At 51.2% G+C, this 14,029-nt stretch carries 11 protein-coding genes; 8 read left to right on the top strand and 3 right to left on the bottom strand.

Going from position 1 to position 14,029, the window contains the following annotated elements; genetic code table 11:
- Nucleotides 1-95 precede the first annotated feature (95 nt).
- Together ABLV78_RS19050 and ABLV78_RS19045 are read left to right on the top strand one after the other, a co-directional pair.
- Nucleotides 96-1,403, top strand: coding sequence for an MFS transporter (locus tag ABLV78_RS19050; protein WP_047049470.1), 1,308 nt, complete (start codon nt 96-98; stop codon nt 1,401-1,403).
- A 9-nt stretch (nt 1,404-1,412) separates the two neighbouring features.
- On the top strand, nt 1,413-2,213 hold the full coding sequence (locus tag ABLV78_RS19045) for a substrate-binding domain-containing protein (protein ID WP_045393448.1): 801 nt from the start codon (nt 1,413-1,415) through the stop codon (nt 2,211-2,213).
- Here ABLV78_RS19045 and ABLV78_RS19040 read toward each other — a convergent pair whose 3' ends face one another.
- On the bottom strand, nt 2,214-3,113 hold the full coding sequence (locus ABLV78_RS19040; protein WP_047049466.1) for a LysR family transcriptional regulator: 900 nt from the start codon (nt 3,111-3,113) through the stop codon (nt 2,214-2,216). It abuts the gene before it with no gap.
- Between the two features lie 118 nt (nt 3,114-3,231).
- Nucleotides 3,232-4,098 (bottom strand): GNAT family N-acetyltransferase, encoded by an 867-nt coding sequence (locus ABLV78_RS19035; RefSeq protein ID WP_045393442.1) that lies wholly within the window; start codon nt 4,096-4,098, stop codon nt 3,232-3,234.
- Between the two features lie 625 nt (nt 4,099-4,723).
- Between ABLV78_RS19035 and ABLV78_RS19030 the strand changes: the two genes are divergently transcribed.
- From ABLV78_RS19030 to ABLV78_RS19020, 3 genes are all read left to right on the top strand, one after another.
- Nucleotides 4,724-5,560, top strand: a complete 837-nt coding sequence (locus tag ABLV78_RS19030; protein ID WP_045393439.1) for an alpha/beta fold hydrolase — start codon at nt 4,724-4,726, stop codon at nt 5,558-5,560.
- 287 nt (nt 5,561-5,847) lie between these two features.
- Nucleotides 5,848-6,768, top strand: coding sequence for a Kdo(2)-lipid IV(A) acyltransferase (locus tag ABLV78_RS19025; RefSeq protein WP_045393436.1), 921 nt, complete (start codon nt 5,848-5,850; stop codon nt 6,766-6,768).
- Nucleotides 6,769-6,873: 105 nt separating this feature from the next.
- A complete protein-coding gene (locus tag ABLV78_RS19020) occupies nt 6,874-7,146 on the top strand; it encodes a YdgH/BhsA/McbA family protein (protein WP_015367862.1) in 273 nt (90 codons plus the stop codon).
- A gap of 110 nt (nt 7,147-7,256) precedes the next feature.
- Here the strand turns inward: ABLV78_RS19020 and ABLV78_RS19015 are convergent, their stop codons facing one another.
- Complete coding sequence (locus ABLV78_RS19015) at nt 7,257-8,363, bottom strand: alkene reductase (protein ID WP_047049464.1); 1,107 nt, start codon at nt 8,361-8,363, stop codon at nt 7,257-7,259.
- Between the two features lie 206 nt (nt 8,364-8,569).
- Here ABLV78_RS19015 and cadC point away from each other — a divergent pair, with 206 nt between their 5' ends.
- The 3 genes from cadC (at nt 8,570) to cadA (ending at nt 14,029) form a co-directional block, all read left to right on the top strand.
- The gene (cadC, locus tag ABLV78_RS19010; protein WP_047049462.1) at nt 8,570-10,096 is read left to right on the top strand and encodes a lysine decarboxylation/transport transcriptional activator CadC; all 1,527 of its coding nucleotides are present in this window, start codon (nt 8,570-8,572) and stop codon (nt 10,094-10,096) included.
- A 365-nt stretch (nt 10,097-10,461) separates the two neighbouring features.
- Nucleotides 10,462-11,799: a cadaverine/lysine antiporter gene (gene cadB / locus ABLV78_RS19005; RefSeq protein ID WP_045393427.1), complete on the top strand. Its 1,338-nt coding sequence runs from the start codon at nt 10,462-10,464 to the stop codon at nt 11,797-11,799.
- A gap of 82 nt (nt 11,800-11,881) precedes the next feature.
- Nucleotides 11,882-14,029: a lysine decarboxylase CadA gene (gene cadA, locus ABLV78_RS19000; RefSeq protein ID WP_015367858.1), complete on the top strand. Its 2,148-nt coding sequence runs from the start codon at nt 11,882-11,884 to the stop codon at nt 14,027-14,029.

Raw genomic sequence — 14,029 nt, 5'->3', positions numbered from 1 at the left:
CAAAATGCGCTTATTCCTGGCTACAACTTCCCGCACTCTTACGGTTACCTAAATGTTAATGAGAGTTAACTATTCAGTTAATCAGGGAGAGTGTGATGTCCGCAACTGCCGCTACTTCAGTGTTTCGCGCCAGGGCCAAAGTGATCCTGCAGGTGACCTCAGGGAATTTTCTTGAGCAGTTTGACTTCTTTTTATTTGGTTTTTACGCCACCTATATCGCCCATACTTTTTTTCCTTCCGAAAATGAATTCGCCTCATTAATGATGACCTTCGCCGTTTTCGGCGCCGGGTTCTTGATGCGGCCCGTTGGCGCGGTGGTGTTAGGCGCCTGGATTGACAAGGTTGGCAGACGTAAAGGTTTAATCGGCACGCTGTCGATTATGGCGATGGGGACCATCCTGATCGTGCTGGTGCCAGGTTATCAGACTATCGGTTTGTGGGCGCCGGCGCTGGTGCTGTGCGGCCGACTGTTGCAGGGCTTTTCTGCCGGTGCGGAACTGGGCGGCGTCTCGGTTTACCTCGCTGAAATGGCGACGCCGGGGCGTAAAGGGTTTTATACCAGCTGGCAATCCGCCAGTCAGCAGGTGTCCATTATGGTGGCCGCTTCACTGGGCTATCTGCTCAATATGCTGCTCAGTGAGTCGAGTCTGCATCAGTGGGGATGGCGTATTCCGTTCGCGATTGGCTGCCTGATCGTGCCTTTTATCTTCTTTTTACGCCGCAACCTGAATGAAACCGCGGAGTATACGGAGCGTAAGGAACATCCGACCCTGGGACAATCGCTGACTATTCTGCTGGCAAACTGGCGGGTGGTGATTGCGGGGATGTTAATGGTGGCGATGACCACTACCGCGTTCTATTTGATCACGGTCTACGCGCCAACCTTTGGCAAAAACGTGCTGTTATTAAGCGCCTCGGATAGCCTGCTGGTCACGCTGTTGGTGGCGATCTCTAATTTCATCTGGCTGCCTATCGGCGGCATGCTTTCCGATAGGTTTGGTCGTAAACCGGTATTGGTCAGCATGACGCTGCTGGCCATTTTCACCAGTTGGCCTGCGTTATCGCTGCTGGCCCGCATGCCGGACTTCGCCATGATGTTGTCCGTGCTGCTGTGGCTCTCCTTCATTTACGGCATCTATAACGGCGCGATGATCCCGGCGCTGACGGAAATTATGCCTAAGTCGGTCAGGGTTGCTGGTTTTTCTCTGGCTTACAGCCTGGCTACCGCGCTGTTTGGCGGTTTCACGCCGGCGATGTCCACCGCGTTAATTAAAGTTACCGGGGATAAGGCGGCGCCCGGCTACTGGATGAGTTTTGCGGCAATCTGCGCGCTATTAGCGACGCTGTATCTCTATCAACGCGTTTCCCGGCAGGCATTGAAAACGCAAAATTCTTTGGGTTAAGAGGTGAATATGCAACGTAAATCATGGGTTTTCTCGTTACTGGTATTTACCTGCGGCTATGCGCAAGTTGCCGCCGCGCAGGAGATCACGGTGATGATCTCCGGCGGCTTCTCCGCGGCGTTGGATAAACTGGCGCCCGACTATCAGCAAAAAAGCGGCAATACCTTGCATATCATTCATGGGCCCTCGATGGGGAAATCCGCGGAGGCGATACCGAAGCGCCTGGCGGCAGGGCAAAAGGCGGATGTGGTGATCATGGTGGGATACGCCCTGGATGATTTGCAGAAGCAGGGCAAAGTGATGCCGGGGTCGCGTATTGAACTGGCGGACTCACGAATTGGCGCCGTTGTGCCAAAGGGCGCCCCGGTGCCGGATATCAGTAGCGTCGCCGCGTTGAAACAGACATTGCTGCAGGCGAAATCCATCGCCTATTCGGATAGCGCCAGCGGGCGCTATGTTGAAAAGGAGCTGTTCAGAAAACTGGATATTGCCGCGCAGGCAAGCCCCAAAGCAAAAATGATCGAAAAAATCCCCGTTGCTTCGCTGGTAGCGAAAGGGGACTATGCGATAGGGTTTCAGCAGGTTAGCGAGTTGTTGCCGGTCAGCGGCGTGACGTTCGTTGGTCGTCTGCCGGATGAAGTGCAATACGTTACTCGCTTCGCGGGCGCCGTGGTTGCCGATTCATCCGCGCAGTCCCAGGCGAAGCAACTGCTGTGCTATCTGGCTTCAGTCCCGGCGCAGGCGGAAATTCGTCGCACAGGCATGGATCCTTTACCCTCTAACGCCTGTGAATTACCGGAAGAGGGCTAATCATACGGTGGGATGGTAAAAATCGGTAATGGCTTTTTCGAGCTCGGCGGCCAGAGGGGGTAACGCTCTGCCCGCTTTTTTTATCAGTCCCACCTGCCTTTTCACTTCAGGTTCCACTAGCGGAATACTCACTAACGCGTGGTGCGCATAGGCCGGTAGCGCCATCGCCGGTATTGCCGCGATACCAAGGCCGGCATCCACCATGCCCAGCATCGTTGTGACATGGCGGGTTTCACAAACCGCAGTGCGTCGCGGCCCTACGTTGCTCAGGGCGCCGTCCAGCAGATGACGATTGCCGGAGATCTTATCGAGCCAGATGTAATCCCGATTAAAAAACTCCTGCCAGCTGAGGCTATGACGTTGTGCCAGCGGATCGTCGCGTCGGCAAACCGCCAGGTAGCGTTCATGAACCAGCGGCGTAAACACCACCTCGGACGCGATTTCGGAGAGAAAACTCAGGCCGAAGTCCGCCTGGTGATTCTGCACGGCGTTATAAACATTTCCGGCGCTGGTATCAATGACCTTGATCCGCGCCTTAGGAAAACGTTGACGGAATTGGGTGATAACCTGCGGCATAAAAAAGTTGGCGGCAGAGGGGACACAGGCAACCGTCACCATTCCGTTGCCGAAAGCGGCGCGGTCGCTAATACCGTCCAGAGCATCTTCAAATTCGGAAAGCAGATGCTGAGCCTTTGGGGCAAAGGCTCTCCCGGTTTGCGTGAGCGTCACCCGGCGAGTGGTTCTGTCAAACAATCTCACCCCCAAAGCGGTTTCCAGCTTTTCAATTCGCCTGCTTAACGCCGATTGCGAAATGCAAATCGCCTCGGCGGCGTAGCGAAAGCTGCCGTGCTCGCTGAGGGCTAAAAAGGCGTAGAGATCCTGCAGGTCAAAAAGGGGCAAGTGGCGCTTCTCCTGGATTTAACAAAAAAACAACAATCGATTGTACTTTTTATTTTGTTTTCCAGGAAGAAACAACGCTGACCAGCCGCAGGTTAAATAGATAGCCTGCGGCCCGGCATCAGGCGTGCGCCAGCAGCGGGAACATCAATTTGTTGTCGTGGAAAATGTTCTCTTTGTTGGAATAGATAAATAACATATCGTCGCCGTCTATTTTTTCGTACTCGCCAAGGCGCGCTTCCTTCGGCGTAAAACCAAGCACCGCCTGCTGCGATTGCGGCTGGGCGAGTTCATTGATAATGGTCGCCATGGATTGTCCGGCATCGCAAAAAATATCAAAGCAGATCAGCTCATGGGCGCTTTGCATCGCAATGGCGACGGCCTGGTTTTTCTCCGAGTAGTACACGAAATGCTTCATAAACGCCGAACAGTAAAACATCAGCAGACCGAAGTTATTCTCCACTCGTAGCTGTGAAAAGGGGTTGGATTTCTGGTAGTAGTGCTTAAGCAGGGCAATATCTTGCGCACTATCCATATCCAGTTTACGGAAGTCGCCGGGAGTCGGCGAAACGGGCGCAACATATTGATATTCGTCGGTCCGCGTAAAGCCAAATTTGGGGTAGAAATCGACGGTGGTGGAGTTGGCAAACAGGAAAAAAGCATCCGCTTTGTCACGCCAGTCATCAAGGATATGTTGTATCAACTGTCCGGCAAGCCCTTTATTACGGTAATCAATGTTGGTCATTACCGTACCTATTTGAATATAGCGTCGAGGTTGGCCTTGCCAGACCAGATCAATAATATTCGCGGAGGCGTTGGCGATAACTTTATTCTTATCAACGAAAGCGTAGGGGATATAGGATTCACTCCAGTACCCTTGCTGATACCAGGCGTCAAAGGATAGATCGAACGTTTTGATGGCTAAATCAATAAAGCTTTTTCTTAATGTATTATCATCTTTGAGTTGCTTAACCAATTTGTAGTGCATCGCAGTCATTCCTTTCTTATTCGTTTTGCTATCCGGGATTGCTACAGGCAAATTTTACCCCTTGAAAATCACAGGCTTTGCGCCTGAGTATGGCGGTTTTCTGTGGTTTGTACAGCATTGACAGAAGGGCATCGCTCAGGACGTTGCCTGGCTCACAATTAACGGCGAACATTCTGCGTGGATTAGGTCAGTGAGGAACAACCGCTTCGGTTTAAAAATGAGCACGTGGATCATTTGGTTTATTCTTTTTTCTCGGAGAATAATCTGAAGAAATCTATTTGAGAGAAATTTACAGCAGAGCGTAAGTATAAGATAAAAATATTTTAATTATTTATTTTTGGCATAACGCGCTGATATTTATCTATAAAATAAAAGATATCGAAAAGGCATATTTAATCAATAGGTAATATGAGCTAACTCTCAACGGCACAAGGCGTATTTTAGCTTCTGCGATGATATTAAATTGCTGAGGGATGAGCTAAATGAGCCATCATCTTCTACACTTTGTGGCACCGTTGCCATTGAGGTTTTTCGCAAACAAAGGGAAAACATCATATCAGCGCTGAATGTAACCAATTGAATGTTAATGAGAAGTTGTCATATTTTCAATAGAGGAGTTCGTGATATGGCATTCGTAACAACTAAAGATGGCGTTAATATTTATTTTAAAGACTGGGGGCCGAAAGAGGCTCAGCCTATTGTGTTCCACCATGGCTGGCCGTTAAGCGCTGATGACTGGGATAACCAGATGCTGTTTTTCCTCGCGCAAGGGTTTCGCGTCATCGCTATCGACCGCCGTGGCCATGGGCGTTCCGACCAGGTAAGCGAAGGCCATGATATGGATCACTATGCGGCCGATGCTTCTGCTGTGGTCGAAAGTCTGGATTTGCATAACGCTGTTCACGTTGGTCATTCAACCGGTGGCGGTCAGGTCGCGCGCTATGTGGCTAAATATGGCCAGCCGCAGGGCAGGGTAGCCAAAGCGGTATTAATCAGTTCCGTACCGCCGTTAATGGTGAAAACCGACAATAACCCAGGCGGTACGCCCATCGAAGTGTTTGACGGTTTCCGCAAGGCGCTTGCTGCTAATCGCTCACAGTTCTATCTCGATGTTGCCAGTGGACCGTTCTACGGTTTTAACCGCGATGGCGCAGAGGTTTCGCAAGGCACCATCCAGAACTGGTGGCGTCAGGGGATGACCGGTAGCGCGAAAGCCCATTATGAAGGGATTAAGGCCTTCTCTGAAACCGACCAGACAGAAGATCTGAAAGCGATTACGGTGCCGGTGTTGGTAATGCAGGGTGACGACGACCAGGTCGTTCCTTATAAAAATGCCGCCATTCTGCAGGATAAACTGCTAGCGAATAGCGAGCTTAAAATTTATCCGGGCTTACCGCATGGCATGCACACGTCACATGCGGATGTGATTAACGCCGATCTGCTGGCCTTCATTCGTTCATAACGATATTTAGCCTTCGGGGACGTGTCTTCGGAGGCTATTTATTTATTGTTGAAGATGAATAACGCAAACTTTAGCTTGCGTGCCACTGTACGAAAAAATTAATAATAAATTTGTTACACAGTTGGTTTAATACCAGGGCAGCGTACAGGTTATAGTCTACGCTTGAATGCGTATTACAGCACGAATAGGAAAAAACTAAATGTTGTGGATCGGGTACCTTATCCGCAAATTCGGACTGAGGCCTCCCGCAGGCATGTAAATCAAGGATCCTGAAGAGCAATAGTCAGATGTCGCATTTACCCAAATTCTCTCTTTCATTATTACACCCGCGTTACTGGCCGGCATGGCTGGGCATTGGCTTATTGTGGCTGGTGGTACAACTTCCTTATCCGCTGATCTATCGTCTGGGCCATGGTCTGGGGCGTTTATCTATGCATTTTTTGCGCGGAAGAGTACGTATTGCGCAGCGCAATCTTGAGCTCTGCTTTCCTCACCTCAGCCCGGCGCAGCGTCATGAAATGTTGGTTAAGAATTTTGAATCTTTGGGCATGGGGTTGATGGAAACCGGCATGGCATGGTTCTGGCCAACCCATCGCGTCGAGCGCTGGACCGAGACCAGCGGCGTCAATGAAGTCGTTGAACTGCAGGAACAGAAGCAGGGTATTTTGCTGATTGGCATTCACTTTCTGACCCTGGAACTCGGCGCGCGGATGTTTGGCATGTTCACGCCGGGGATTGGCGTTTACCGGCCAAACGATAATCCGCTGATCGACTGGCTGCAAACCTGGGGACGACTGCGTTCTAACAAGACGATGCTGGATCGTAAAAACTTGAAAGGCATGGTTAAGTCACTGAAAGAGGGCGAGATCATCTGGTACGCTCCGGATCATGATTATGGTCGCGCCAGCAGCGTATTTGTTCCCTTTTTCAATGTTGATAATGCTGCGACCACCACCGGCACCTGGATGCTGGCGAGAATGTCAAAAGCCACTATCGTTCCCTTTGTTCCGCGAAGAAAGCCCAACGGCGCCGGGTATGAGCTGATTGCGCTGCAGCCTGAGGCGACACCGCCGCTGGATTCTCCGGAAACCACCGCCAGATGGATGAACAAAATTATTGAGCAATGTATCCTGATGGCGCCGGAACAGTACATGTGGCTGCACCGTCGTTTTAAGACCCGTCCGGAAGGGGTACCGTCGCGTTACTAAGCGTGGCAGATGGTAAAAAAATAATCTGATAAATAGCGCGCTTATTAATCTTGTGTCTATACTGAAAGAGCCTCAATTAAGGCTCTAATCCAAGGAGAATGTAGGATGAAAAAGGTATTAGTCGCTTTAGCTCTTTCAGCAGTTGCCTTTGGCGCCTCGGCAGCGCAATTAATTACTAAAGAAGAAGCCTCGCATTTCAAACTGACTCACGTGGGCAGTATTTCTGTGGGACCGTCTGGCGGGCAATTCTCTTCACCTTCTGATCTTCACGATCAGCTTTCTAAGCTGGCAGATGAGAAGGGCGGTAAATATTATATTATTACCGCGGCGCGCGAACACGGGCCGAACTTTGAAGCAACGGCGGAAGTGTATAAATAATTAATCACATTGATTAATTATACATAAACGTCGAGAGTCTTATTTTTAACCCGGCACGCCACAGCGCTGCCGGGTTTTTTATTTAAGTTCCAGGAAGCGATTTGCTCCGTTTACTTCGCATCGACGGTGGGATAGTCGAGGTAGCCCTCTTTACCACCGCCGAAAAACTGCTCTCTGATTGGCTGGTTCAGCGGCAGGTTGTGCTGCAGGCGATAGGGCAGATCCGGGTTGGCGATAAACGGACGGCCAAAACCAATCAGGTCGGCCCAGCCTTTGGCCAGCGCCTCTTCGGCTCGTTCTACGGTGTATTTCCCTGAATAAATCATCGTGCCTCGGAACACCTGACGCAGCGCTTCTTTAAAGGCGGCGGGCATCACCGGCGCATCATCCCAGTCGGCTTCGGCGATATGAATATAGGCGATGCCGATATTATTAAGGACGCTGGCCGCCGCCAGATAAGTGGCTTCCGGCGTATCGTCTTTCGACCCCATTAAGGTGGTCAGCGGCGCCAGGCGGATACCCAGTTTCTCTTTACCAATCGCATCGGCAACGGCCTGCGCCACTTCTTTCAGGAAACGCAGGCGATTGGTTAACGAACCGCCATACTCATCGGTGCGCTGGTTTTCTCGAGAATCAATAAACTGATTAATCAGATAGCCATTTGCACCGTGGAGCTCAACGCCATCGAAGCCGGCGGCAATAGCGTTGCGCGCGGCCTGCGCATATTGTTCGATAATCGCCGGGATCTCTGCGCGAGTCAGGGCGCGCGGCATTGAGTGCTGCACCATTTCACCGACGCCATTTTCCGGACCGCGGCCTTCGACATCGACAAAGACCTTCACCCCTTCAGCCTGAATAGCAGATGAGGAAACCGGTGCGGCATTACCCGGCTGCAGGACGGTATGGGAGACACGCCCTACGTGCCAGAGCTGGGCAAAAATTTTGCCTCCCGCCTGGTGTACCGCAGCGGTGACTTTTTTCCAGCCGGCGATCTGCGCTTCATTATAGATGCCCGGCGTCCAGGCATAACCCTGTCCCTGTTGGCTAATCTGTGTGCCTTCGCTGATAATTAAACCGGCGCTGGCGCGTTGGGCGTAATACTCCGCCATCTGTTCGGTAGCGACATCGCCGGCCCCGGCGCGGGAACGCGTCATCGGCGGCATCACGATACGGTTGTTTAACGGCAGGGCCTGCAAGGAATAGTGGTCGAATAACATAATGCGTCTCCTTAACGACTTGATGGACGCAGCATAGACCCTGGCTATTTTGGATTAAATGACAACGATGTTCATAGACTGTTAACTAATTTGTATATAAAGGGAGTAGCTTATGCCAAACGTGTGGGGTATTGACCACCCGCATAATTAGGTAGGCGAAATGTGGTATTATCGCGCCTTTCCCTTTTCGTCCTGGGGTTTTTTTTATGCAACAACCTGTTGTTCGCGTTGGGGAATGGCTCGTTACTCCTTCTGTAAACCAAATTAGCCGGAACGGACGTCAGCTTACTCTCGAACCGCGTTTAATCGATCTTCTGGTCTACTTTGCTCAACATCCTGGCGAGGTACTCAGCCGGGACGAGCTTATCGATAACGTCTGGACGCGCAACGTGGTGACCAGCCATGTCGTCACCCAGAGTATTTCCGAATTGCGTAAATCGCTGAAAGACGGCGATGACGGCAGCATGGAATATATTGCGACGGTGCCAAAACGCGGTTACAAGCTAACGGTCCCGGTAATTTGGTGTACGGAAGAGGGCGAAGAGTTGGCGCCGGTCGTACCGCCAGCGGCCCCTGTCTCCGTTCCTGAAACGTCGCCACCGACTATCTCTTCTCCATCTGTCGCGCCAGCGGCGCCGGCAGTGCCGGAAAAACGTAAACGGATCACCACCTTCTGGGTGTGGACGCTGTTTCTGCTGGCGTTGGGCAGTTGCGTCGCGTTAGTCGCCTTGTCGTCGATAGAATCGCGGCCGCCGGAAACCAAAACTCGCCTGCTGCTAAACCCGCGCGATATCGACATACACCTGGTAAACGGCAGTTCATGCAACAACTGGGCGTCGCAGCATGCTTATGCCGTTGGGCTGGGCAGCCTGATTACTACTTCGCTCAATACCTTCTCGACCTTTATGGTCCATGATAAAACCAACTACAACATCAACGAACCCAGCAGTTCGGGTAAAACGTTGACCATCGAATTCGTTAATCAGCGCCACTATCGCGCCCAGCAGTGCTTTATGTCGGTGAAACTGGTCGATAACGCCGACGGCTCGACGATGCTCGATAAACGCTACTTTATTACCATGGATAACCAGCTCACCATCCAGAATGACCTGCTGGATAGTCTATCAACCGCGCTAATGCAGCCGTGGCCGGATCGCATGAAAGCGATGCTGAAACAGTATCAACCCGCGCAAAGCCCTTCGTTAACCCGTCTTTATCAGGCCCATCAGCTATTAATGAAAGGCGATGTCGATTCACTCGGTAAAGCCAGCGATATACTTGATGACGTCATTAAACAATCGCCGGACTTTATTTATGCTTACGCCGAAAAAGCGCTGGTGGATGTATTACGTCATTCGCAGCAGCCGTTGGATGAAAAACAATTAGCGACGCTGTATGCCGAGGTTGGGAAAGTAGGTGAAATGCCCGGCATTAAAGATATGGCGATCTTCTACCAGATAAAAACGGTAGATATGTTAGGCAAAGGGAAAATAGATGAAGCGTACAGCGCTATCAACACGGGCATTGATTTAGAAATGTCGTGGATGAATTATGTGCTGCTCGGTAAAGTCTATGAGATGAAAGGACAGAACCGCGAAGCTGCCGATGCCTACCTGACGGCGTTTAATTTACGCCCTGGCGAAAACACCTTGTACTGGATTGAAAACGGAGTATTCCAGACCTCCGTCACCCGCGTAGTACCGTATCTCGATAATTTCCTCGCTTCAGAATAAGTAAACCCTCATCATGCTCATGGTTTTGAGTATGATGAGGTTAAATTTATGTATCTCATGAGCACTCTGATTGTTACCTGAAATAAGCGTTATTTTCCTGCCTGGTAACACAATTTCAACACCGAAGTGTCTATCTAACTCTTTGTAAGTAGGGGGTGTTTATCTTTTTTTGATATCAACATGTCATGTTTATATGTTAATGGAAAAAGGTCAAAATATCATTTGTCTGATGTTTGTAGTTATTTCACTTTATCTTTAGGATTTATCTCGTACGAATCAGTAATCTTGTTGGCAGTTGGTCGGGTCAATAAATGGTTCTATATCATGATCTGTACCTCCCAAATAAACTTAGGAGAAAAACAACCATGAGTTCTGCCAAGAAGATCGGGCTATTTGCCTGTACCGGCGTAGTCGCCGGTAATATGATGGGGAGCGGTATTGCACTATTACCTGCGAACCTCGCCAGCATCGGTGGTATTGCCATTTGGGGTTGGGTGATTTCTATTATTGGCGCGATGTCTTTGGCTTATGTTTATGCCCGACTGGCGACCAAGAACCCGCAGCAGGGTGGTCCAATTGCTTATGCAGGGGAAATTTCTCCGGCCTTCGGTTTCCAGACCGGCGTCCTTTATTATCATGCAAACTGGATTGGTAACCTGGCAATCGGTATTACCGCCGTCTCTTATCTCTCTACGTTCTTCCCAATTTTAAATAACCCGGTGCCAGCAGGTATTGCCTGTATTGCCATCGTGTGGATCTTTACTTTCGTTAATATGCTCGGCGGGACCTGGGTAAGCCGTCTGACCACCATTGGTCTGGTACTGGTGCTTATTCCGGTGGTGATGACTGCGGTCGTCGGCTGGCATTGGTTTGACGCGGCAACCTATCAGGCGAACTGGAACACCTCCAGCACTACCGATAGCCACGCGGTCATTAAAAGTATCCTGCTCTGCCTGTGGGCCTTCGTTGGCGTAGAATCCGCCGCAGTGAGTACCGGGATGGTGAAAAACCCGAAACGTACCGTACCGCTGGCAACCATGCTGGGTACTGCGATGGCCGGTATCGTCTATATCGCCGCGACTCAGGTTATCGCCGGTATGTATCCTGCTTCTCAGATGGCCGCGTCCGGCGCGCCGTTCGCAATTAGCGCCTCTACCATTCTCGGCGGCTGGGCTGCTCCGATGGTTTCCGCTTTCACCGCCTTCGCTTGCCTGACTTCTCTGGGCTCGTGGATGATGCTGGTTGGCCAGGCCGGTGTACGTGCCGCCAACGACGGTAACTTCCCGAAAGTGTATGGCGAAGTCGATAGCAACGGTATCCCGAAAAAAGGCCTGCTGCTGGCGGCGGTGAAAATGACCGCGCTGATGGTACTGATTACCCTGATGAACTCCGCCGGTGGTAAAGCATCTGACCTGTTCGGCGAGCTGACCGGTATCGCGGTACTGCTGACCATGCTGCCTTACTTCTACTCCTGTGTTGACCTGATTCGTTTCGAAGGCATCAACATCCGCAACTTTGTTAGCCTGATTTGCTCGGTACTGGGTTGCGTGTTCTGCTTCATCGCGCTGATGGGCGCAAGCTCCTTCGAACTGGCCGGCACCTTCATCGTTAGCCTGATTATCCTGATGTTCTACGGTCGCAAAATGCACCAGCGCCAGCAGAACAACGCAGCGGATAACAACAGCCCCGCTAACGCGCACTAATCAGTAAACCGTTTTCCTGAGGCTCCTTCCATCACCTGTCACATCGTGACGGGAGGGGCTTTCTACATCTGGAGATTTGACTATGAACGTTATTGCAATCATGAATCACATGGGTGTTTACTTCAAAGAAGAACCCATCCGTGAACTGCATCGTGCTCTCGAACGCCTGGACTTCCGTATTGTCTACCCGAACGACCGTGACGACTTATTAAAACTTATCGAAAACAACTCTCGTCTGTGCGGCGTGATCTTCGACTGGGATAAATACAATCTCGAACTGTGCGAAGAAATCAGCAAAATGAACGAGTACATGCCGCTGTACGCTTTCGCTAACACCTACTCCACCCTGGACGTTAGCCTGAACGATCTGCGCATGCAGGTTCGCTTCTTCGAATATGCGCTGGGCGCCGCTGAAGATATCGCGAACAAAATCAAACAGAACACTGACGAATACATCGACACCATTCTGCCGCCGCTGACCAAAGCGCTGTTCAAATATGTACGTGAAGGCAAATACACCTTCTGTACCCCAGGCCACATGGGCGGTACCGCGTTCCAGAAAAGCCCGGTAGGCAGCATTTTCTATGATTTCTTTGGTTCCAACACCATGAAATCCGATATCTCCATTTCGGTTTCTGAACTGGGTTCACTGCTCGACCACAGCGGCCCGCACAAAGAAGCGGAAGAGTATATCGCTCGCGTTTTCAACGCCGAACGCAGCTACATGGTGACCAACGGTACATCTACCGCTAACAAAATCGTCGGTATGTACTCCGCGCCTGCCGGCAGCACCGTACTGATTGACCGTAACTGCCACAAATCGCTGACTCACCTGATGATGATGAGCGACATTACGCCGATCTACTTCCGTCCGACCCGTAACGCCTACGGTATCCTCGGCGGTATCCCGCAGAGCGAGTTCCAGCACGCGACTATCGCTAAGCGTGTGAAAGAGACGCCGAATGCGACCTGGCCGGTACACGCGGTTATCACCAACTCAACCTATGATGGTCTGCTGTATAACACCGACTTCATCAAGAAAACCCTGGATGTGAAATCCATCCACTTTGACTCCGCATGGGTCCCTTACACCAACTTCTCGCCGATCTATGAAGGCAAATGCGGGATGAGCGGCGGTCGCGTTGAAGGGAAAGTGATCTACGAAACCCAGTCCACGCATAAACTGCTGGCGGCATTCTCTCAGGCTTCGATGATCCACGTGAAAGGCGACGTTAACGAAGAAACCTTCAACGAAGCCTACATGATGCACACCACCACTTCTCCGCACTACGGTATCGTGGCTTCCACCGAAACCGCGGCAGCGATGATGCGCGGTAACGCCGGTAAACGCCTGATCGACGGTTCTATCGAACGTTCTATCAAGTTCCGTAAAGAGATCAAACGTCTGAAAGGCGAGTCTGAAGGCTGGTTCTTCGATGTATGGCAGCCGGAACATATCGATGGCGCTGAATGCTGGCCGCTGCGTTCCGATAGCGCATGGCACGGTTTCAAAAACATCGATAACGAGCACATGTACCTCGACCCGATCAAAGTCACGCTGCTGACTCCGGGGATGAAGAAAGACGGCACCATGGATGATTTCGGTATTCCGGCAAGCATCGTGGCGAAATATCTCGACGAACACGGCATCGTGGTTGAGAAAACCGGTCCGTACAACCTGCTGTTCCTGTTCAGCATCGGTATCGATAAGACAAAAGCGCTGAGCCTGCTGCGCGCGCTGACCGACTTCAAACGCGCGTTCGACCTGAACCTGCGGGTGAAAAACATGCTGCCGTCTCTGTACCGTGAAGATCCTGAATTCTATGAAAACATGCGTATTCAGGACCTGGCGCAGAACATTCATAAACTGGTTGAGCATCACAACCTGCCGGACCTGATGTTCCGCGCATTCGAAGTGCTGCCATCCATGGTGATGACCCCGTATGCCGCGTTCCAGAAAGAGCTGCATGGTCAGACTGAAGAGGTTTACCTCGAAGAGATGGTAGGCCGCGTCAACGCCAACATGATCCTGCCGTATCCTCCGGGAGTTCCGCTGGTCATGCCTGGTGAAATGATCACCGAAGAAAGCCGCCCGGTACTGGAGTTCCTGCAGATGCTGTGCGAAATCGGCGCTCACTACCCGGGCTTCGAAACCGATATCCACGGCGCATACCGTCAGGCGGATGGTCGTTACACCGTTAAAGTGCTGAAAGAAGAAAACAACAAGTAA

This window comes from Klebsiella sp. CN_Kp075 (assembly GCF_040065055.2).
GTDB lineage: Bacteria > Pseudomonadota > Gammaproteobacteria > Enterobacterales > Enterobacteriaceae > Klebsiella > Klebsiella aerogenes.
Note: the sequence above shows the minus strand (reverse complement) of the source record. Positions and strands in the feature narration are given on the sequence as shown.

Bases quoted from the DNA above. Each gene is read 5' to 3' on its own strand.
- ABLV78_RS19035 (WP_045393442.1), bottom strand. From the start codon at position 4,098: ATGCACTACAAATTGGTTAAGCAACTCAAAGATGATAATACATTAAGA.
- ABLV78_RS19030 (WP_045393439.1), top strand. From the start codon at position 4,724: ATGGCATTCGTAACAACTAAAGATGGCGTTAATATTTATTTTAAAGAC.
- ABLV78_RS19015 (WP_047049464.1), bottom strand. From the start codon at position 8,363: ATGTTATTCGACCACTATTCCTTGCAGGCCCTGCCGTTAAACAACCGT.
- ABLV78_RS19045 (WP_045393448.1), top strand. From the start codon at position 1,413: ATGCAACGTAAATCATGGGTTTTCTCGTTACTGGTATTTACCTGCGGC.
- ABLV78_RS19050 (WP_047049470.1), top strand. From the start codon at position 96: ATGTCCGCAACTGCCGCTACTTCAGTGTTTCGCGCCAGGGCCAAAGTG.
- cadB (WP_045393427.1), top strand. From the start codon at position 10,462: ATGAGTTCTGCCAAGAAGATCGGGCTATTTGCCTGTACCGGCGTAGTC.
- cadA (WP_015367858.1), top strand. From the start codon at position 11,882: ATGAACGTTATTGCAATCATGAATCACATGGGTGTTTACTTCAAAGAA.
- cadC (WP_047049462.1), top strand. From the start codon at position 8,570: ATGCAACAACCTGTTGTTCGCGTTGGGGAATGGCTCGTTACTCCTTCT.
- ABLV78_RS19020 (WP_015367862.1), top strand. From the start codon at position 6,874: ATGAAAAAGGTATTAGTCGCTTTAGCTCTTTCAGCAGTTGCCTTTGGC.
- ABLV78_RS19025 (WP_045393436.1), top strand. From the start codon at position 5,848: ATGTCGCATTTACCCAAATTCTCTCTTTCATTATTACACCCGCGTTAC.